16 protein-coding genes are annotated in these 19,120 nt (G+C 51.1%); 6 read left to right on the top strand and 10 right to left on the bottom strand.

Annotated features, from left to right (window positions below; all coding sequences use genetic code 11):
• Window positions 1-418: 418 nt before the first annotated feature.
• Window positions 419-2,374 (top strand): HD-GYP domain-containing protein, encoded by a 1,956-nt coding sequence (locus DXA36_RS06545; RefSeq protein ID WP_118677519.1) that lies wholly within the window; start codon window positions 419-421, stop codon window positions 2,372-2,374.
• 92 nt (window positions 2,375-2,466) lie between these two features.
• Window positions 2,467-3,672 (top strand): FprA family A-type flavoprotein, encoded by a 1,206-nt coding sequence (locus DXA36_RS06540; protein ID WP_118677517.1) that lies wholly within the window; start codon window positions 2,467-2,469, stop codon window positions 3,670-3,672.
• Window positions 3,673-3,724: 52 nt separating this feature from the next.
• Here DXA36_RS06540 and DXA36_RS06535 read toward each other — a convergent pair whose 3' ends face one another.
• Window positions 3,725-3,955, bottom strand: coding sequence for an HPr family phosphocarrier protein (locus DXA36_RS06535; protein ID WP_118677515.1), 231 nt, complete (start codon window positions 3,953-3,955; stop codon window positions 3,725-3,727).
• A 239-nt stretch (window positions 3,956-4,194) separates the two neighbouring features.
• Between DXA36_RS06535 and DXA36_RS06530 the strand changes: the two genes are divergently transcribed.
• Complete coding sequence (locus DXA36_RS06530; protein WP_118677513.1) at window positions 4,195-4,707, top strand: ferritin; 513 nt, start codon at window positions 4,195-4,197, stop codon at window positions 4,705-4,707.
• On the opposite strand, the gene DXA36_RS06525 is transcribed toward DXA36_RS06530, so the two are convergent.
• Window positions 4,700-7,525, bottom strand: coding sequence for an ATP-binding protein (locus tag DXA36_RS06525; protein ID WP_118677511.1), 2,826 nt, complete (start codon window positions 7,523-7,525; stop codon window positions 4,700-4,702). The genes DXA36_RS06530 and DXA36_RS06525 overlap by 8 nt on opposite strands.
• Window positions 7,526-7,797: 272 nt before the next feature.
• On the opposite strand from DXA36_RS06525, the gene DXA36_RS06520 reads away from it, so the two are divergent.
• On the top strand, window positions 7,798-8,634 hold the full coding sequence (locus tag DXA36_RS06520) for a polysaccharide deacetylase family protein (RefSeq protein WP_118677509.1): 837 nt from the start codon (window positions 7,798-7,800) through the stop codon (window positions 8,632-8,634).
• Window positions 8,635-8,777: 143 nt separating this feature from the next.
• On the opposite strand, the gene DXA36_RS06515 is transcribed toward DXA36_RS06520, so the two are convergent.
• Window positions 8,778-9,113 carry a cupin domain-containing protein gene (locus tag DXA36_RS06515; protein WP_118677507.1) on the bottom strand — a complete coding sequence of 112 codons (336 nt, stop codon included), beginning with the start codon at window positions 9,111-9,113 and terminating at the stop codon, window positions 8,778-8,780.
• Window positions 9,114-9,206: 93 nt separating this feature from the next.
• A complete protein-coding gene (locus DXA36_RS06510; RefSeq protein WP_118677505.1) occupies window positions 9,207-9,833 on the bottom strand; it encodes an ATP-binding protein in 627 nt (208 codons plus the stop codon).
• A gap of 94 nt (window positions 9,834-9,927) precedes the next feature.
• Between DXA36_RS06510 and DXA36_RS06505 the strand changes: the two genes are divergently transcribed.
• On the top strand, window positions 9,928-10,596 hold the full coding sequence (locus tag DXA36_RS06505) for a Crp/Fnr family transcriptional regulator (protein WP_118677503.1): 669 nt from the start codon (window positions 9,928-9,930) through the stop codon (window positions 10,594-10,596).
• Between the two features lie 274 nt (window positions 10,597-10,870).
• Window positions 10,871-12,118, top strand: a complete 1,248-nt coding sequence (locus tag DXA36_RS06500) for a GNAT family N-acetyltransferase (RefSeq protein WP_118677708.1) — start codon at window positions 10,871-10,873, stop codon at window positions 12,116-12,118.
• A 44-nt stretch (window positions 12,119-12,162) separates the two neighbouring features.
• Here DXA36_RS06500 and DXA36_RS06495 read toward each other — a convergent pair whose 3' ends face one another.
• Genes DXA36_RS06495 through DXA36_RS06470 form a run of 6 tightly spaced genes read right to left on the bottom strand, consistent with a single transcriptional unit; the run spans window position 12,163 to window position 18,863 of the window.
• A complete protein-coding gene (locus tag DXA36_RS06495; protein ID WP_118677502.1) occupies window positions 12,163-13,275 on the bottom strand; it encodes an amidohydrolase in 1,113 nt (370 codons plus the stop codon).
• A gap of 42 nt (window positions 13,276-13,317) precedes the next feature.
• Window positions 13,318-14,211 (bottom strand): ABC transporter permease, encoded by an 894-nt coding sequence (locus tag DXA36_RS06490; RefSeq protein WP_118677500.1) that lies wholly within the window; start codon window positions 14,209-14,211, stop codon window positions 13,318-13,320.
• Between the two features lie 12 nt (window positions 14,212-14,223).
• The gene (locus DXA36_RS06485; RefSeq protein WP_118677498.1) at window positions 14,224-15,171 is read right to left on the bottom strand and encodes an ABC transporter permease; all 948 of its coding nucleotides are present in this window, start codon (window positions 15,169-15,171) and stop codon (window positions 14,224-14,226) included.
• Window positions 15,172-15,173: 2 nt separating this feature from the next.
• Entirely contained in the window at window positions 15,174-16,181 is a 1,008-nt protein-coding gene (locus DXA36_RS06480; RefSeq protein WP_118677496.1) for an ABC transporter ATP-binding protein, read from the bottom strand.
• Window positions 16,182-16,183: 2 nt separating this feature from the next.
• On the bottom strand, window positions 16,184-17,158 hold the full coding sequence (locus tag DXA36_RS06475) for an ABC transporter ATP-binding protein (RefSeq protein ID WP_118677494.1): 975 nt from the start codon (window positions 17,156-17,158) through the stop codon (window positions 16,184-16,186).
• Window positions 17,159-17,183: 25 nt separating this feature from the next.
• Window positions 17,184-18,863 (bottom strand): ABC transporter substrate-binding protein, encoded by a 1,680-nt coding sequence (locus DXA36_RS06470; protein ID WP_118677492.1) that lies wholly within the window; start codon window positions 18,861-18,863, stop codon window positions 17,184-17,186.
• Window positions 18,864-19,120: the final 257 nt, after the last annotated feature.

Below are 19,120 nucleotides of genomic sequence, written 5' to 3'. Positions count from 1 at the left end.
GATTTATTATATGACAGATTATCGGCAGTTCTGTTTGCATTTTGTTTGCGAATTATTAAGTTATAAATGCAGCGATACCTATCCCTTGCACCGCCTCACGTTGGAAAAACACGGGCTGAAAAACCGCCCCGGGGAACAGACTCCGGAGCGGTTTTTCTGATTGGCTCATTCTGCAATTTTCTTTCTCTCCCGCCCGGCCAGACGGATCATATAGATGCCGATGAACAAAATAATCACACATACCGTTCCTCCGGTGATTTCATTTTCCTGACCCGAAGCATATGGATAACCGACGCGGTAACTTTATAAAACGTATAGGCCGCCGGCTCTTTTTACACCAGCAGTTCTCTTTCCTTTACAAAGCCGGTATGAAATCATATAATTAGAGTTAAACATTAGTACTACAGGGGGGACGGACATGGAAAATGTAACTCATGGATTTTGCTCACGTGAGGAGTGGACACAGTGGTTTGCCGATTATAACCTGATTGTGTCGGAAATAAATGATGCCAGCTATGAACTCATAGTAAGCGATCTCCCGGCAGACGAGTGGATTGCGGGATACCGCCATAACTCCAGGCAGATCCGGGAGGCTTACGTACGCAATGAGCAGATGCTGGATCGCCATGTCCGTTGGTTCACACGTACGCCCGGGCGCTGGACCAGGGAAGTGGCAGACCCGCTGACAGACTCCCTTTTCCGTTTTATCACCCGCGTGCAGGATCTCGGTTGCGCATATGAAATCGCAGATTCACTTGTGGATTTTTATAGTCCGCTTGGTGATGAGACAGCATTAATGAAATGCTATACGGTACGAGCCTTTTCCTATGGCTTTCTGGAACCCATCCACCTGGGTTCCCGGGCTTATGAGGATTGTGTCCGTGCCGCCGTATTCTATGAACGGCATTTCATGGAGCTTACCCCGGAAGAGCAGAGCATGGGGTTATCCATCTATGACTTGGAATTTGACCGCTTTATCAACTGTTTAAAACTGGGAAGCATCACCCCCGGACTGTTGGATGACATGTTAGCCTGCTATGAAGCGGCAAACCGTGCTGCCGCATATGTTATCCGCACCGATCAGGGGTATGAATTCAACCGGATCATACCTGACTTTGCTTATTATATGGGTTTTGGGGCCTTATGCCTAATGCCCGGGATGTGTATGGCCGCCCAGGCAGAGGTCATCTATCAGGCCGCCGCACACCGCCAGCATGACCCTGATCGATCCGGAAAAGCTCCCTCGTTAAATTACCGGGTACGAACCGGGCTGGTTTACCGGATGGCCCAGCGTCTGCTTGGCCTGTGCACGGATGAGACGATTCTCGCAGAACTCACACAGCTGACACAGGAGTATTTTCCCACACTGTTTACAGGTGCCACCTACAGCCAGGGAGCAGTAGAGGCCGTGAGCGCCATCCAGCTGGCAACCGAAAATCTGACCCGGCACGGAGAAAAAGAACCGGCTCTTTACCAGGCGGTGCAGGAGCTTTTCGCCCGGTATTTTACCACCCGGCCCTATACTACCTTTGTGGATTACGTCTGCGGTTCCTATAATTACTGCTATGTGCTTTCCGCGCTGCCTCATATCTGTGATGAGGAAATTCTGCTGCAGACACTTCTGAAGCTGACCATGTTCCGGCAGGTACAGACAGCCATGCACTCCATCATGGTCGGCAGGCTGGCGCTTGAGCTTCTGGACCGTCTGATCGACCGTCGTCCGGATCTGCTGTCAGGCCAGTTAGGAACCACTTCTCCGGAAGAGGTGGTGCGCCGCAGGAAGGAGTTCCGGCGTTATCTCTATTCCGGTGCGCTGCTTCATGATATCGGAAAGGTATTGTGCTCCAGTGTAATTAACGCCCAGAGCCACCGCCTGGGAGAGCTGGAATTCCAGGTGCTTATGTTCCATCCTGTCACCGGAGGTGAAATGCTGGAAAATCTGCCCTGTCTGTCGGTTTTCCGGGATATCGCGCTGGGACACCACAAAAGCTATGACGGTACCCGGGGATATCCGCAGGAATTTGACAATACGGCTTCTCCCCAGAAGATTTTTATTGATATTATCACTATCTGTGACAGCCTGGATGCCGCTACCGATCACCTGGGACGCAATTACGCAACTGCCAAGTCTTTTGATACGGTGCTGGAAGAGCTGAAAGCCGGACGTCAAACGAGGTATTCCGGGGATCTGGTCGATCTTCTGGACGGTGATAAAGACCTGTGCGCGCAGGTGCGCAGTATTCTGGAGGAAGGGCGCCGGGATGTCTATTATGATGTGCACAAAATGATTCTGAGCGAATTGTCCGTTCCGCTAAAGCCGAAGAAAGATCACGACTGGCTCTTCGATTTGGGCCTTCCTTATGGAATCGACTGATAAAGAAACCTGACGGAATAAAGCCATATGTTTCTGAATAAGAAATGCAGTATAACAGATAATACTGCAAAAAGGAAAGTGAGGAATCCCTCATGCACTGCACCTGCAAACTATCAGATTCCGTATATTGGACGGGCGGCTGTGACCGCCGTATGGCTTTATTTGAAAATCTGTTTCCCATTCCCCATGGGATCACCTATAATTCCTATCTTATCATGGATGAACACACCGCATTAATCGACACGGTGGACGCTTCGATCTCCCGTCAGTTTTTGGAGAACGTTCTCCATACGTTAAACGGACGCCCGCTGGACTATCTGGTAATAAACCATATGGAACCGGATCATTGCGCCAACATTGAAGAGCTGCTGCTGCGTTTCCCGGATATAACGCTGGTGGGGAATGCAAAGACCTTTGCGCTGATGCGCCAGTTTTATGATTTTGATTTTACAGGCCATATGCTCACGGTCAAAGAAAAAGACAGCCTGGGGCTTGGTTCCCACACGCTGCGCTTTTATTTAACCCCAATGGTACATTGGCCCGAGGTCATGATGACATATGAAGAAACAGAGAAGCTGCTCTTCTCCGCCGATGCTTTCGGCAGCTTCGGCGCCCTGAGCGGTAATCTGTTCAATGACGAAGTAAACCTGGAACAGGACTGGCTGTCCGAGGTCCGCAGGTATTATGGAAATATTGTGGGAAAATACGGGATTCAGGTCCAGTCCGCGCTGAAGAAGCTTTCCCTTTTGGATATAAAAATGATATGCCCGCTCCATGGCCTGGTGTGGAGAAGCCGCCTGGATCAGTTATTCCATCAATATGACCTGTGGAGCCGCTATGAGCCGGAAGAGCAGACCGCGGCCCTTTTCTATGGATCCATGTACGGTGATACGGAAAATGCGATTAACATCCTGGCGCACGGCCTGGCAGGCGCCGGCGTGAAGAATATCTGCGTATACGATATCTCCAATACCCATGTATCCACCCTGATCGCCGAAGTTTTCCGCTGCAGCCATCTGCTATTGGCCGCCCCCACCTATAACAACGGCATTTACCCGGTCATGGCTAACTTTCTGCACGATATGAAAGCCCTGAATCTGCAGAACCGTACCATCGGCCTGCTGGAAAACGGATCCTGGGCCCCTGCGGCGGGCAGGCAGATCCAGGCCATGCTGCAGGAAATGAAGGATGTCAAGGTGCTGGATCCTGTGGTTACGGTCCGCTCTTCCCTGAAGGGAGAAACCCTTTCCCAGTTAGACAGACTCAAAGAAAACCTTCTCCTATCGCTTTCCCTATAACCGGACGGATACAGGCGGCGCCTTCGTCCCCCGGCAGCCGCCGTTCTCCGGATTAGCCGCACAGATAAGGAGTGATCTCCTCCAGCAGCTGCTCCGCTTCATCCGTGTTGATACAAAGCTTCGTTTTGTTCCCTACCCCCACGCCGAGCACGCCCAGGATAGACTTGGCATCCACCACGTATTTCCCATGTACCATATCAATATCATACGGATATTTTGTAACAATCCCATTTAAACGTACAGCATCCTGTTCTGTCTTGAGAAAAATATATTTTTCTATCATACTGCCACCTCCCTGGTGATTTGTTTACAAACTACTGTGTTCTATTATACTCTCTTTATCCCGAAAAGGATACGACTTTCTGTGCCGGCCGTCTGAACTGTTACCATAATGCCTTCCGATTGTCGGAATTTGCGTTCTATAAATACCGGATAACATTGACATGAAGGCCCGCCGTGATATACTGGGCTGGTAGATGCAGCCTTCCGGCTGCATACGAAATAGAAAGAGGTGATAAAACCATGGAAAAAAAGGTCGCTGAAATGCTCAATGAGCAAATCAATAAAGAATTTTATTCCGCATATCTGTACCTGGATATCGCTAATTTTTACTCAACCAAAGGGCTGGACGGTTTTGCCGGCTGGTTTGAAATACAGGCTAAGGAAGAGCGTGATCATGCCCTTCTGTTTTATAAATACCTGCACAACAATGACGAATGCGTAACCCTGCAATCCATAAGCAAACCGGAACAGCTGTTTGATGATGACCTGTCCGCCCCTCTAAAGGCGTCGCTGGAACATGAAAAATACGTAACCGGGCTGATAAATGCGATTTATGCTGCCGCCCTCAAGGCCGACGATTTCCGTACCGTACAGTTTTTGGACTGGTTTGTCAAGGAACAGGGGGAAGAAGAAAAGAATTCTCTTGACCTCATTACCAAAATGCAGCTTTTCGGCAGTGATACGAAAGGGCTGTATATGCTCAACAGTGAATTGGCCGGAAGGACCTATACAGCCCCTTCCCTGGTTATTTAGCAGCGTGCGGACGGCCAGCTTTTACGAATTCCCTTAATACGGAAAATAACCGTTCCGGATCAACCGGCTTCGGTACAAATCCGTCCATCCCGGCAGACCGTGCCTCCTCTTCATCCTGTTTAAAGGAGTTGGCTGTCATGGCAATAACAGGAATATCCGCGTCCGGCCGGCCGCTGGCACGGATTTCCCGCGTCGCTTCATAACCATTTTTAACCGGCATAAGGATATCCATGAGAACCGCCTGATACGTTCCCGGAGCACAGGCAGTGAATAAATCCACCGCCTGCTGCCCGTCGCAAGCGCGCTCCGTATGAATTCCCTGCGTAGCCAGCAGTTCCTGTGCAATCTCGGCATTGAGGTCATTATCCTCAGCCAGAAGAATCCGCACTCCATCCAGACTCACGTCAGGAATCTCCGATGCTTCGCTGCGCTCCTTTTCTCCGGTATCCAGCGGGAACCGCAGCGTCATGCAGAATGCCGAGCCTTTTCCCGGTTCACTCATTACCTGCAGCTCTCCGCCCATTAATTCCACTAAGCTGCGGCAGATCGGCAGCCCCAGTCCGGTGCCGGCACTGCGTGATACACTAGGTGTCAGCTGCTCAAAGGCATCGAAAATCCGCTCCTGATCCTCCGGCGGGATACCGACTCCTGTATCTTTCACACAAAAATAGTATTCTGCCGTCTGTCCGTCATCGTTTATTTCATCTGCCTGAAGAGTTACCGTCCCGCCGGCCGGTGTGAATTTAATCGCATTGGAAAGCAGATTTGTCAGGACCTGCCGCAGCCGGACAGGATCTCCCTCCAGAAAATCATGCGCCGTCCGTATGTCCACCATAAACGTAAGCCCCTTTTGCTCCGCCTGGACGCCCATCATACCCTGTAAGGCATCCAGTACCTCGGACAGAGAAAAACCTTGCCGTTCAATCACCATTTTCTGGTTTTCAATCCGGGACATATCCAGGATATCATTGATCAGGGAAAGCAGGTATTGGGAGGAGCTGCGGATTTTATGCAGTTTTTTCCCAATTTCAGGAGGCACATTCTGTTCCATACAGGCCAAATCGGTCAGCCCTATGATAGCATTCATCGGTGTGCGGATCTCATGACTCATACGGGACAGGAATTCACTCTTTGCGTGGCTCTTTTCCTCCGCGGCCTCCAGCCTGCTCCGCATAATGGAGTTCTTCATACGGCTTCTTATAAAGAACAATGCCCCTGTTGTAGCCGAAAGCAGGATCCCGCTGAAAAGGAGCAGCGTCACAAGAGGATTCGCATAAATCAAATCCTGAATTGACATCCTGGTATATCCTAACGACACCATATTCCGGTTTAGCATCGCCGTTTTTTCGTGTGTAGGAATATTGCTAATCGCTTTGTTTAAAACAGTCAGCAGCTCAGCCTCCGCAGGCATGGCGATTGCAAAGGCAGCCTGCGTATTGTCATCGCTTGCCTGTGTCACCGGCAAAATATTCAGATAACGGTGGTTCTGCATTTCCTGTTCCAGCATGGCTGATACCCCATATAAATAATCTGCTTCCCAGGTATTGACCGCGGTTATCATTTCAGCAAGCGTGTCATAGTAACGGATTTCTGCCGGATTCAGGTTGGGAGGCAGCGTACGGCCGGTCAATACCGCACATGTCAGCCCCTCTCCCGGATAGCTCACCGACTTATTCTTCATCACGATGTTGTTCAGTTCGATATAAGGCTGGGAAAGAGCCAGCCCGTCTGCAAATGCCTCTTCATCCCCGTTCAGATAGGCCCCCAGAATATCCGCCTTTCCCTGCTGCACCAGCCGGATGCTTTCCGCATAACTGTCCGAATAAACATAAGTAAACTGAAGTCCGGTAAACATGCTGATTTCCGAAAGGAGTTCGGGAATCAGGCCTTCATGATGATCCGCTGCGTTATCACAGTAAAGGGGATGCCAGTCTTTTGGCAGGGCAACGGTAATGGTCTGTTTCTCGTTTATATACGCCAGTTCTCTTTCGCTGAGCTGAATATCCATCAGTCTTACATCCGGGAAGTTGGCATTATAGACCTCTTCCGCAAAGTCAGGCGTGGATTCCAGAATATATTCCAGCGCCATGTTCAGCCCGTCCAGAATATCCGTTTTATCAACCGTTGTAACTATGTAATAGGGCTGGGCCTGGAAGGAAGTCACCATGCGGAATTCCCCGCCTATCTCCAAATCATTTCCCAGAAGCATATCCACCTTTTTGTCACGAAGCTGACGGTACAGGTTACCGGTATTCTCCATTTCCTCATAGGTATAATAAATAAGCTGACAATCCAAATCATTACTGCTCAGGAATTCATTCAGATAACGTATTTTATCCACAGCCTTTTCATAGACTCCAATCGTTTTCCCGTTGAGCGAAGTCAAATCGTACCCCTTCAGGCTGTCATCATCCCTTCGGCAAAGAAGTACCGCCCTGCTCCTTCCCGTGTTGTAATCGGGATAAGCAAAGAATTCTTCAAAACCGGCTGAGTAAAAAGCACCTCCCATTAAATCGAACCGGCCCTCCTCAAAACCAGGAACCAAATCCTCGTTTTCCACCTGGATATATTCATATTCCCAGCCCGTATATTTGGCAATCTCATTAAGATAGTCCACCAGAAGGCCCGTATAGCTGCCATATTCGTCAACTTCACTGATTCCTTCCAGTTCAGGAAAGGCAACCCTCAGCACACGCCTCTCCGGTACTTGTCCCGGAGTTTGCGCCGCCGCGTGTACCGCCGCGCTGAAAAAAATCATCATGCCTGCTATAAGCCCCAGTCCCCCGCATAACCAACGGCAGCTTTTTTTCTTATCCATATATGCACTCCATTTTCCGTCTTACGTCATACCGTGTAATACTGCAGCAGTTAAGGACATCTATTCCGCATGGCAAACGCCCCGGACTTCAAAACTTGCCCATGTAATCGCTCTGCAGGCATGCACCTTGCTCTATTCCTATTTATAACAGTATAACAAAGCAGGGATGGAAGAGCAACCCTCTGCTTTTTTTAGCCTGTACCTGCATAACTGGCCGCATAACCCCATAATTCCGGCATATATTGTAACAATAGATTTACCGGGTGCAGCTTATGCTAAAAGATTTTATCCATCTCATACAATGCAAGATAAAAAGGCTCCGGGAAGCGGAGGATTTCAAGACCAATCTGCGTAACCAGATTATCAAGTCCGCCCTTTTTCTTCTGGGCGTAGTGGCCTTTGTCAAATGTGTTACCACCTTTGTGCCCCAGGCGGTCTCCGTCTCAAGCACGATCAACGGAAGAGAGCTTCCCATTTACTGTGTGGAAACCGATGAGAAAAAGGTGGCCCTTTCCTTTGATGCCGCCTGGGGAAATGAGGATACACAGAAAATCCTGGAAATCCTGGCCAAACATAACGTACATGTGACCTTTTTCATGACAGGCGGATGGGTTGACAGCTATCCGGAAGATGTGAAGGCCATCCTCGCGGCGGGCCACGATCTCGGCAACCACAGTGAGAACCATAAAAACATGAGCCAGATTTCCAACGATGATAAGGAACAGGAGCTGATGAAGGTCCATGAAAAGGTGAAAAACCTCACCGGCTATGAAATGTTCCTCTTCCGTCCTCCCTACGGAGATTATGACAACGACGTCATAAAGACGGCAACCAAATGCGGCTACTATTCCATCCAATGGGATGTGGATTCCCTGGACTGGAAGGATTACGGCGTGGATTCCATTATCAGCACCGTATGTAATAACAAACATCTGGGAAACGGTTCTGTCATCCTCTGCCACAACGGCGCGAAATACACGGCGGACGCATTGGATACCCTGATCACCAATTTGAAGGGGCAGGGCTACGAAATCGTTCCTGTATCCGAACTGATATATCGTGACAGTTACCACATGAATGCAGAAGGACGGCAGATTAAAGATAAATAAACCGGCGGCTCCCACGCAGACAGAGAAAATTCCAACACCCAGATACCTGCTTTTCCCATCCTCCTGATGATAGAAAAGGCCGGGGCTTATGTCCGTGCATACGCACATTCATAAGCCCCGGCTTTTTCCGCTTCCTTCCCCATTCAGGAAGGAAACACCACGGTAAGCAGCATTTTAAATGCTTCCACCGCATACACGGAATGCGGCTTTTTCGCAGGCATCACCAGCACTTCTCCCGCCGTACACAGATGCTGTGTTCCGTCCACGGTAAAACGGCCCACGCCCTCCAGTACCTGCACCATGGCATCCCCTTCCGAATCATGGGTACTGATTTCTTCCCCTTTGGCGAAGGCAAACAGCGTAAGGCTGACCGCCTTATTCTGCGAAAGCGTTTTGCTCACTATCTGTCCCGGCTGCGCAGAAACCTGCTTTACCAAAGGCAGAACGGCCTCATGGTCAATATTTTTAATATAAGACATTACCTGCTCCTTTCGTAACGGTCCGGCAGCCGCGCAGTTGCGGGCAGACCTGCCGGACCGTTATTCTCTGTCCTTCTTAGTATCGGCATTCTCTTATTCTAAAATACGTCCGTCCGTAGAGATAGTGACTACCTGCCAGGGAATACATTTTCCGCTGTTCTTCAGCGCTTCCACGGCTGCATGCTCTATCCCTTTGCAGCAGGGGACTTCCATCCGTACCACGGTCAGGCTCTTAATGTCGTTACGGCTTATGATTTCGGTCAGTTTTTCGGTATAATCACAGGCATCCAGCTTGGGGCAGCCTATCAATGTCACCTTGCCCCGGATAAAATCCTCATGGAACCTGCCGTAGGCATAGGCGGTGCAGTCCGCGGCAACCAGCAGGCGCGCCCCGTCGAAATAAGGCGCATTGACCGGAGCCAGCTTAATCTGTACCGGCCACTGTCCAAGCCGGGATACGCTGCCGCCTTCTTTCTGTATCTTTTCCTTTTTCTTTTTCATTACGGCGGCCTCATCATAAGCGGCAGCTTCCCGTTCCACAAAAGTAATTGCCCCTGTGGGGCAGGTGGGAAGGCAGTCTCCCAGGCCGTCGCAGTAATCGTCCCGCAGCAGCCTGGCTTTTCCGTTCTCCATGCCGATCGCCCCTTCATGGCAGGCACCGGCGCACAGGCCGCATCCGTTGCATTTGTCTTCATCAATATGGATAATTTTACGAATCATCACCGTTTTCCTCCTCGGCTGTATCTTGACTTTATGCATCCAGTATAATACAATGACTCACACATGTATGTTGTTATAACAACGAAGGAGCGGAATGGATTATCAATTTTTACAAAAAACGCCTTTATTCAGCGGTTCTTCCCTCGATGAAGTGAAGTCCATGCTGGACTGTCTCGGTGCTGAACAAAAAACATTTGCCAAGGGGGAAACCATTTATCATGCCGGCGATACGGCCCAGTCCATGGGGCTGGTGCTTTCGGGACGCGTGCAGATAGAGAATGACGATCTCTGGGGAAATAAAAGCGTCCTGGACAGCATCGGTCCCGGGCTGGTATTCGCGGAAACCTACGCTTGTATCCCAGACGAGCCGCTCATGGTCACCGCAGTGGCTTCTGAGCCTTCGGAGATCTTATTCCTGAACGGGGCACGGATTCTGCAGACCTGCCCCAGCGCCTGCCTCCACCACAGCAAGCTCATCCGCAACCTGCTGACGATATCCGCCCAAAAAAACCTGAATCTGTCCCGCCGGATTTTCCATACCTCTTCCAAGTCCATCCGGGGGCGCCTGGTTTCCTACCTGTCCTATCAGGCCGCGCGGAACAAAAGCCTGGATTTCACGATTCCTTTCAACCGGCAGCAGCTGGCGGATTACCTGAGCGTCGATCGCAGCGCTCTTTCCAACGAGCTGGGGAAAATGCAGAAGGACGGCCTCCTGACGGTGGATAAAAATCATTTTTGCCTGAAGGAAGATGTATGTGATTAACTCCTGCTTCCTATACGCCAGGGGGCTGACCATAACGGGCAGCCCGGAATGTTTTGGGGAAATACTATGCACAATGGGCGCATTGGCTCGCTTCCGGCGGGATTTGAGGACATTTTTCTCCCCTTTTGTAAAAACTTAGGGATGTTTTTTCTCAAAAAGCCCATGGACTCTACGGTTTTCTTGATGTAAAATAAAAAGGAGATCCTTGCAGCGGCATAAAACCGCCGCTCTCGGGGAGCAAGAAACAGAACAACTATCAGCAGACGAGGCTTTTATGGAAAACCAAAAAGAAAATCATACATATCTGGAAACAAACGGTGATTACCGAATGCGGGAGCTGGACAAAAGTGACCTGGAACAGTTTAATGCCCTGCTCCAATACGCATTCCAGGTCACCTCTTATGAACTGCTCCAGACCGGCTGGGAGCAGGATGAAATCAAATATGCCAAACGTCCCATCCTGGAGGAAGCATATGTGCTGGGATGGTTTTACAAGGAAAAACTGGCATCCATGATCGTGGTCTATTCCATGAAGGTGAATATCCACGACAACATTATGGACATGGGCGGTATCACGGGAGTGGCTACTTATCCGGAATACACGGGCAAGGGGCTGATACATTCCCTGATGAAACGGGCCATCAACTATATGCATGACCAGGAATTCCCCATATCTTTTCTATATCCCTATTCCATACCCTTCTACCGGAAAATGGGCTGGGAGATCGTTTCCGACAAGCTCACCTTTACGGTAAAGGATACCCAGCTGCCCAAATCCAGGCCTGTGACCGGAATGGTGGAACGGGTCAGCCTGGAATCCGAGGATTACAAAAACGTTTATTCTTACTTCGCCTATCAGCGGCACGGCGCCATGATCCGGGACAATCTCGCCTGGGATGAATACTGGCGCTGGGAAAATGATGATATGATTGCCGCCGTCTATTACAATAAAGATCATAAACCACTGGGCTATGTGGTTTATTACATTGCCAACGAAATATTCCACATCAAAGATATGGTTTATCTGAATATAGAAGCGAACTATGGGCTGTGGAATTATGTCAGCGCCCATTTTTCCATGATCACCCAGGTGCAGGGGGATAATTATTCCGGGGAACCTATGGCCTATCTGTTTGAAGACAGCGAGATCACGGAAACTATATCCCCTTATATCATGGCGCGTATCATTGACGTGAAGGATTTTCTTACCGAATACCCTTACCAGATCCAGCCCGAAGATTTCAAGATCCATTTCCGGGTCTTTGACAAGATGTCCTCCTGGAACAACGCTGATTTCATGGTTTCCTGGCACAACGGGGAAACGGTCTGCGAACAGGTGGAGGATAACCAGTCCATCAATGTGGTGGAGCTGAGCATCAATACCCTGACTACCATGCTCATGGGCTACAAGAGGCCTACCTATCTCTATGACCATGAGAAAATCCAGACCGAATACTATATGCTCACCTGGCTGGAGCGGCTGATTCCGGTTGAAAAACCTTATTTTTCCGATTATTTCTAAAAGTATCACCGTTCACGGCCTCTCTATGCCCGGGGGAGATTCCTTCAGGACTCCAGGAGCAGCCCGGCCAGGTACTGCGCCGCGGGAAGAAGGGCATCCGGATCTGCCCGGAAGCCGGGCTGATGGATCAGCTGCCCTTTTCCGGTTCCGATCTTGATATAACAGCCCGGGATCCGTTCTGTGTAAAAAGAAAAATCATCTCCGCCCAGGGAGCGCTCTTCCTCCGCGACCAGGAATCCCTGCTCCAGCGCCTTGCGTTTTCCCAGTTCCGCCATGCCGCCGTCATTATATACTGCGGGAGGCCCGGGAATCCATTCCACATCCGCCGCGGCCCCATAGGCCCGCGCCGTCTGCTCCGCTATTTCCCGAAGCCTTTTTTCATACAAACGTCTGTCCTCCCGTTCCATGGTCCGCACAGTCCCTTCCAGCCAGGCCGTTTCCGGAATCACGTTCCAGGTATTCCCCGCCTGGATTCTTGTGACGCTCAGAAGGGAGGGATGGAAGGCATTTACATTTCTGCTTACAATCGTCTGAAAGGCCTGCACCATAGCTGCCGCTGCGGGAATGGGATCCGTACCGTCGTCGGGATGTGCCCCGTGGCAGCCCACTCCCTGTATGGTCACCACAAACCGATCCACGGCAGCGGCCACATAGCCCTCTCTGATTCCGATGGTATGCACCGGATTAGTGGGATCCGCATGGATTCCCCAGATCCGTTCCACCCCTTCCATCACATCGGTTTCCAGCATTTTCAGCGCCCCCAGGGAGGATTCTTCCCCCGGTTGGAAAAGGATCCGCACACTTCCCTTAAGCGCCTCTCTTTTTTTCTGGAGGATCAGGGCTGTGCCGATCCCCGCCGTGATATGGAAATCATGGCCGCATGCATGCATTTTCCCCGGACAGAGGGAGCGGTAGGGAAGGCCGGATTCCTCCCTGATAGGCAGCGCGTCGATATCACAGCGCAGCGCCTGCACAGGCCCCTGCCTTTTTCCCCGGATCACGGCTGCCAGGCCGGTTTCCAGCTTACAGGGCAGGATTTCTATCCCCTCTTTTTCCAGAAGTTCTCTGATTTTTGCTGTTGTCTTATATTCCTCATAGGATAGCTCCGGGTTCTGATGGAACCAGTAAAAAGCTTCCTTCAGCATCTGTTCCGTCATAGCTCTCACCTCTTCCTGCTTATATACATACCGGCTGCAGTACTAATTCCTGCTGTTGGGATCCAGCGCGTCACGAAGGGCATCCCCAATGAAATTAATGGCAATGACCAGAACCACAATGAGCAGGCCCGGAGGAATCCAGAGCCATGGCTGTTTGGTGAGCACCGTCAGCGACTGGGCGCCGTTCAGCATATTTCCCAGGCTGGCCGTAGGGGGCTGCACCCCCATTCCCAAAAAGCTTAACGCCGCCTCGTCCAGCATGGACAGCGCCAGGACAGAGGTGGCATACACCAGGATAGGAGCCGCCGTATTAGGCAGGATTTCTGAAAAAAGGATATGCCGAAGCGGCATTCCCGCCACAATATTACCCTTGATAAAATTGGTTTCCCGCAGGCTCAGTACATTTCCCCTGACCAGACGGGCGATTCCCGGCCAGTCCACAAAACCCAGGATCAGAATGATATTCCAGAGCCCGGGCTTAAATATCGAAGCGGCCACCAGCACCAGAAGGATGTAGGGAAAGGACATGACCATATCCGTAAAGCGCATGATGATCATATCCGCCACTCCGCCGAAATAGCCGGCGATCAGGCCAAGCACCACTCCTATCACCGTGGAAATCAGGGTTGCCATCACGCCTACCAGCAAAGAAATCCGCATGGCATACAGAAGCCTGCTGAACACATCTCTTCCTATCTGATCCGTTCCCAGCCAGAACTGCGCGTTGGGCGCGCCGCTGAAGGTACCCACAATGGCATCCGGATCATAAGGCGCGATCACCGGAGCCAGAAGTGCCGCCCCTCCCAGGATTATCAATATCACAAGACTGACCGCCGCCAGATGATGACGGCGGAAACGCCGGAACACGGTCTGCAGATAGCTTTCTCTCGTTATATCTCTTTTTTTAGGTTCTTCCGTTTGTTTATTCTTCCACATATCCCATTGCTCCTATTGCAGCTGAATCGTAGGATCCACCAGTGCGTATAAAATATCGGTCAGCAGATTCGCCGCCAGAACCACCACCGCGGACAACAGACACACACCCATGATTACCGGATAATCCCTGTTTGTTATGGCGCTCATGGTCATCAGGCCCAGCCCGGGCCAGGAAAACACCTGTTCAATAATTACCTGTCCGCCGAAAAGCATCGGAATTTCCATACCGATTACCGTCACAATAGGAATCAGGGCGTTGCGCAGGGCATGCTTGTTAATCACCTTAAAGCGTCCGATCCCTTTTGCTTTGGCGGTACGCAGATAATCCTGCTGCAGGATTTCCAGGACGGCGCTCCGGATATACCGGATGTTGGTGCCTGCCATGGAGGTGGCGAGCACCAGCACAGGCATGACCATATGCTTTGCCACATCGGCCGCTCCTCCCGCTGTCCCCAGCGTGGTCATCCCGCTGGAAGGAAGCCAGCCCAGCTTCACGGTAAAGATAAAAATAAGAAGCAGGGACAGGAAAAATCCGGGAATACTGCTGCCCAGAAACGATAACGTAACTACCGTATAATCCCCTTTGGAATACTGGTGGATGGCGCTGTATATCCCCGCAGGCACCGCCATGATAAGGCTCACCACCAGAGAGGCGCCCATAAGCAGCAGGGTAGGTCCCAGATGGCTGCCGATCATGGCGCTCACCGACTGGTAACTTTTAAGGGAATACCCCATATTTCCCTGGAGCAGCTGCCCCAGCCAGACAAAATACTGGACATAAAAAGGCTGATCCAGCCCCAGGGCAATCCGTTTTGCCTCCACAGCCGCCTGGGAAACCCTGGGACCCTGGAGCATTTCCAGCGGGCTGCCCGCCAGACACATAATGGCATAATCAATAATGGTGATCCCGATAAGGACGGGTATGGCAATCAAAATCCGTTTTATGATATATTTGCTCATACTTACGCCTCCTTCCTCATTACGACGGGACAAGCCGCCATATGGCCGCTCCCGGGAACCGTTTCTGCCATCCCGGGTTCCTCCCTGCTGCAGCTTTCCACCGCATAAGGGCATCGGGGATGGAACCGGCAGCCGGCGGGAGGATTGGTACTGGAACCGATTTCTCCCTGCAGCAGGTTCCGTTTTTCTTCCGCTCTGTCCGGATCCGCTATAGGTACCGCCTGGATGAGCGCTTTGGTATACGGATGCACCGGCGAATGAAACACCTCCGACGCTTTCCCGATTTCCACTATTTTACCCAGATACATCACCGCGATCCGGTCGCTCACATAATTCACCGCCCCCAGGCCATGGCCCACAAAAAGGCTGGTAAGGTGCAGCTCCTTCTGCAGCTGGCGCAGCAGGTTCAGGATCTGTGCCTGGATAGACACGTCCAGGGCGCTTACCGGCTCGTCGCATACCAGGAACCGGGGATTTAAGGACAGGGCCTTGGCAATCCCGATTCTCTGCCTCTGCCCGCCCGAAAACTCATGGGGATACCTGCCCAGCACATTCCTGGAAAGCCCCACCATGTCCAGGATTCTGTCCACATCCCCGGAAATGGTGTCCGGCGTGGAAATATGGTGATACAGCATGGGCTGGGATAGTATTTCATAAATATGCTTCCTGGGATTCAGGGAGGAATAGGAATCCTGGAAAACCATCTGCAGCTGGGTACGGATTTTTTTCATTTCCCCGGGCCTGCATGCGGACAGATCCTTGCCGTCATAATAGATTTTCCCTTCCGTAGGCTGCTCCAGCCCTACGATCTGCCTCCCGATGGTGGACTTCCCGCAGCCGGATTCCCCCACAAGCCCCAGGGTTTCCCCCTCCATCACGGAAAAACTAACGCCGTCCACCGCTTTTACATAGCCGGTGGTATGGGTGACGATCCCGCCCTTGATGGGATAGTACTTTTTCATATTTTCCACTTCTATCAGAGGAACTTTTTTTCTTTTATCCTGATCCATCCTTACTTTTCCTCTTCCTTCATAACAACGCATTTCGCCCTGTGATTTTCCCCGAAGGAATAATTCTCCTGGGGCTTATCACACTCGGGCCTGCGCAGCGTGCACCGATCGGCAAACCGGCAGCCCGGTATATCATCGTAGCCCTCCGGCACGATTCCCGGTATGGATACCAGCTGTCTGTCCTCCCCGTCGTAAATGCTGGGTACCGTAGCCAGAAGCGCCTTGGTATACGGATGTTTGGGGGCGAGGAAGATTTCCTTTGCCGGCGCTTCTTCAATAATCTGCCCTGCATACATCACCAGGACCCGATCCGCCATGCTGGCTACCAGTCCGATATCATGGGTGATCAGGATGATGGACATCCCGATTTCTTCCCGAAGCTCCTTTAACAGACTCATAATCTGGGCCTGGATGGTCACATCCAGCGCCGTTGTGGGTTCATCCGCGATGAGCAGGGCCGGATTGCAGCAAAGGGCCATGGCGATCATGGCACGCTGACGCATTCCCCCGGAAAGGGTATGGGGGAATTTGCGCATGGCTGCATGGGCATCCGGCATCCCTACCTTTTCCAATATACTTTCCGCTCTTTTGGCCGCTTCCGCTTTAGGCAGATGCATATGCTTGCGGATGCTTTCCGTTATCTGGTTGCCCACGGTAAAAACAGGATTCAGGGAGGTCAGGGGATCCTGGAAAATCATGGTGATGCGGTTTCCCCGGATATCATCCAGCTCCTTTTCCCCCATTTCCAGAAGATTCTTACCATCAAACAGGACAGAGCCGTCTATGACGGCCCCGCCCCTTCCTAACAATCCCATAATTGAAAGTGAGGTAACACTTTTTCCGCACCCGGATTCCCCCACGATGCAGACCACTTCTCCCTCATCCACGTAAAAATCCACATGATCCACGCTGACCGTTTTTCCATAATCACCGGTAAAAGCGGTGGTCAGCCCGTTTACCTCCAGTAAATGCGACATATCGTTACCTCACTTGCTTTCCATATTATTGCACGATATCCCAGTTCTGTACGTCGTTAAAGAATCCGTATACACTGGGAACCGCCCCTGTCAGGCGCTTGTTTACCGCTCCCTGTGCACTGATGATATAGGCGGAAATCATAGGGACATCTTCCTGTACTTTTTTATCGACGATGGAATAAAGGCCTTTGATCTCTTCCACATCGCTTGTCAGCTGGGTGGAGGTCAGCGCGTTGGTAACTTCTTCGTCCCCATAGCCGGTCCAGCTGCCTTCGCCGCCCAGCAGCCATGCCACATCGGGATAAGGATCCACGGGTGCATACGTATACTGTACGGCCAGGATATCATAATCTCTTGAGCCTCCCACGGACATCAGTGTGGCAAAATCCACAGTCTGGACTTCCGCTTTGATGCCTACGGCCGCCCACTGGGCCACCATTACGGTCGCCGCGTTCACAAAGGTGCTGTCACCGGAGTTCACATAAAAGCGGAGCGTCTGGGATCCGTCCCAGCCGGCCTCTTCCAAAAGGGCCTTTGCTTTTTCCGGATCATAGGTAATCGGAGTGATGCTGTCATCGTAAAAAGGGCTGGCGCTGGACAGGAAACCATCCACGACTTCCCCGTGCCCGTTCAGCAGCTCCGTCAGGATCTGCTCTCTGTTAATGGCATACAGCATGGCCTGGCGCACCCTTACATCCGGCACGTTTGCGGTCTGGATGAACATGGACTGGTTGGTCACGGGAGAACCGTAAACCACTTCCACATTTTCAAGAGCTTCCACGCTGGCATAATCCTCCGGAGGGATTACACTCATGGTATGCTGGGTAATATCGATTTCGCCGGACTGCAGACCTGCATACAGCTGGCTGCCATCCACGATTTTAATATTCAGCCTGTCAATTTTAGGGGCGCCTCTCCAGTAATCCGCATTTGCCTGATAGGAAATATAATGATCCACATCAAACTCCGTCACATAAAAGGGGCCGCTTACAACATCCGGTTTGTTGAACCATTCTGCTGTGGAAAGCTCTTCCTCGCTGTACTTCTCAATCACATGCTTGGGAAGGGTCAGCAGATATCTCGCATAAGAGTTCTGGAAGGTTGTCAGGGACATGGATTCCTTCGTGGTAAACTGAACGGTCTTTTCATCAATTACCTGGACGCCGTCCACGCTGTCCGCGCCGGCTTCCACAAATCCGTCCTCGCCCACGCCTTCAAACACATAATACATCATGGAAGTATTGTTGATTACCGGACTGGTCAGCCGGAGAGCCGTGTAAGCCACATCCTCCGCCGTTATAGGCGTTCCGTCGGACCAGACTGCCGCATCATCGATATGGACTATAAAATTCCGGTTATCCTCCGTGGTGATGGAATCCGCCAGCATTCCCTGGAAGTTCAGATCCGCATCCAGCTCCATCAGAGGAAGGAACATAAGAGCCGTGGCATATTTATTGATCTCCCCGCCGTTTAACAAAAGCGGATTCAGGCTGTTCAGGGTATCCGTCACGCCCACATTCACAATTTTCTCACCGGAATTACCGGCAGGCTGCGTGGAAGCGGTACTTTCCCCGCCGGCTGCGCTTTCGGCAGCTGCGCCGCCGTCTGCGGTACCACCATCTGTAGCACCGCCGCAGGCTGCCAGAGATAAGGCCATAACGGCTGCAAGCAGCAGGCTTAAGGTCTTGCTTATAAATCTTTTCATGGTTACTCCTCCTTCACTTTTTACGTATCCCTACGTATTATAAATAATATAGATACTATAGTTTTCCTACCTGACAGATATGAAATAAATTGGTTTATTATATCGTTACACAACCCCCTTGTCAAGATTTTCTAAAAAAAAGTTATGCCTAATCGCTGTACTTTTCTTGACAAAACAGGCCCGTAGGGTTATATTACAATCACTTTGCGTTTTCTGTCCTTTTTACAACCTTATCTATTTTACTACACTCTGTGAAA

The organism is Eisenbergiella sp. OF01-20, assembly GCF_003478085.1.
Lineage (GTDB): Bacteria > Bacillota > Clostridia > Lachnospirales > Lachnospiraceae > Eisenbergiella.
This window is presented reverse-complemented; position numbering and strand designations above follow the sequence as displayed.

Coding starts and splice junctions, on each gene's coding strand:
- DXA36_RS06510 (WP_118677505.1), bottom strand. CDS start 9,833: ATGATTCGTAAAATTATCCATATTGATGAAGACAAATGCAACGGATGC.
- DXA36_RS06530 (WP_118677513.1), top strand. CDS start 4,195: ATGGAAAAAAAGGTCGCTGAAATGCTCAATGAGCAAATCAATAAAGAA.
- DXA36_RS06495 (WP_118677502.1), bottom strand. CDS start 13,275: ATGACGGAACAGATGCTGAAGGAAGCTTTTTACTGGTTCCATCAGAAC.
- DXA36_RS06470 (WP_118677492.1), bottom strand. CDS start 18,863: ATGAAAAGATTTATAAGCAAGACCTTAAGCCTGCTGCTTGCAGCCGTT.
- DXA36_RS06500 (WP_118677708.1), top strand. CDS start 10,871: ATGGAAAACCAAAAAGAAAATCATACATATCTGGAAACAAACGGTGAT.
- DXA36_RS06485 (WP_118677498.1), bottom strand. CDS start 15,171: ATGAGCAAATATATCATAAAACGGATTTTGATTGCCATACCCGTCCTT.
- DXA36_RS06525 (WP_118677511.1), bottom strand. CDS start 7,525: ATGGATAAGAAAAAAAGCTGCCGTTGGTTATGCGGGGGACTGGGGCTT.
- DXA36_RS06480 (WP_118677496.1), bottom strand. CDS start 16,181: ATGGATCAGGATAAAAGAAAAAAAGTTCCTCTGATAGAAGTGGAAAAT.
- DXA36_RS06545 (WP_118677519.1), top strand. CDS start 419: ATGGAAAATGTAACTCATGGATTTTGCTCACGTGAGGAGTGGACACAG.
- DXA36_RS06475 (WP_118677494.1), bottom strand. CDS start 17,158: ATGTCGCATTTACTGGAGGTAAACGGGCTGACCACCGCTTTTACCGGT.
- DXA36_RS06515 (WP_118677507.1), bottom strand. CDS start 9,113: ATGTCTTATATTAAAAATATTGACCATGAGGCCGTTCTGCCTTTGGTA.
- DXA36_RS06520 (WP_118677509.1), top strand. CDS start 7,798: ATGCTAAAAGATTTTATCCATCTCATACAATGCAAGATAAAAAGGCTC.
- DXA36_RS06540 (WP_118677517.1), top strand. CDS start 2,467: ATGCACTGCACCTGCAAACTATCAGATTCCGTATATTGGACGGGCGGC.
- DXA36_RS06490 (WP_118677500.1), bottom strand. CDS start 14,211: ATGTGGAAGAATAAACAAACGGAAGAACCTAAAAAAAGAGATATAACG.
- DXA36_RS06505 (WP_118677503.1), top strand. CDS start 9,928: ATGGATTATCAATTTTTACAAAAAACGCCTTTATTCAGCGGTTCTTCC.
- DXA36_RS06535 (WP_118677515.1), bottom strand. CDS start 3,955: ATGATAGAAAAATATATTTTTCTCAAGACAGAACAGGATGCTGTACGT.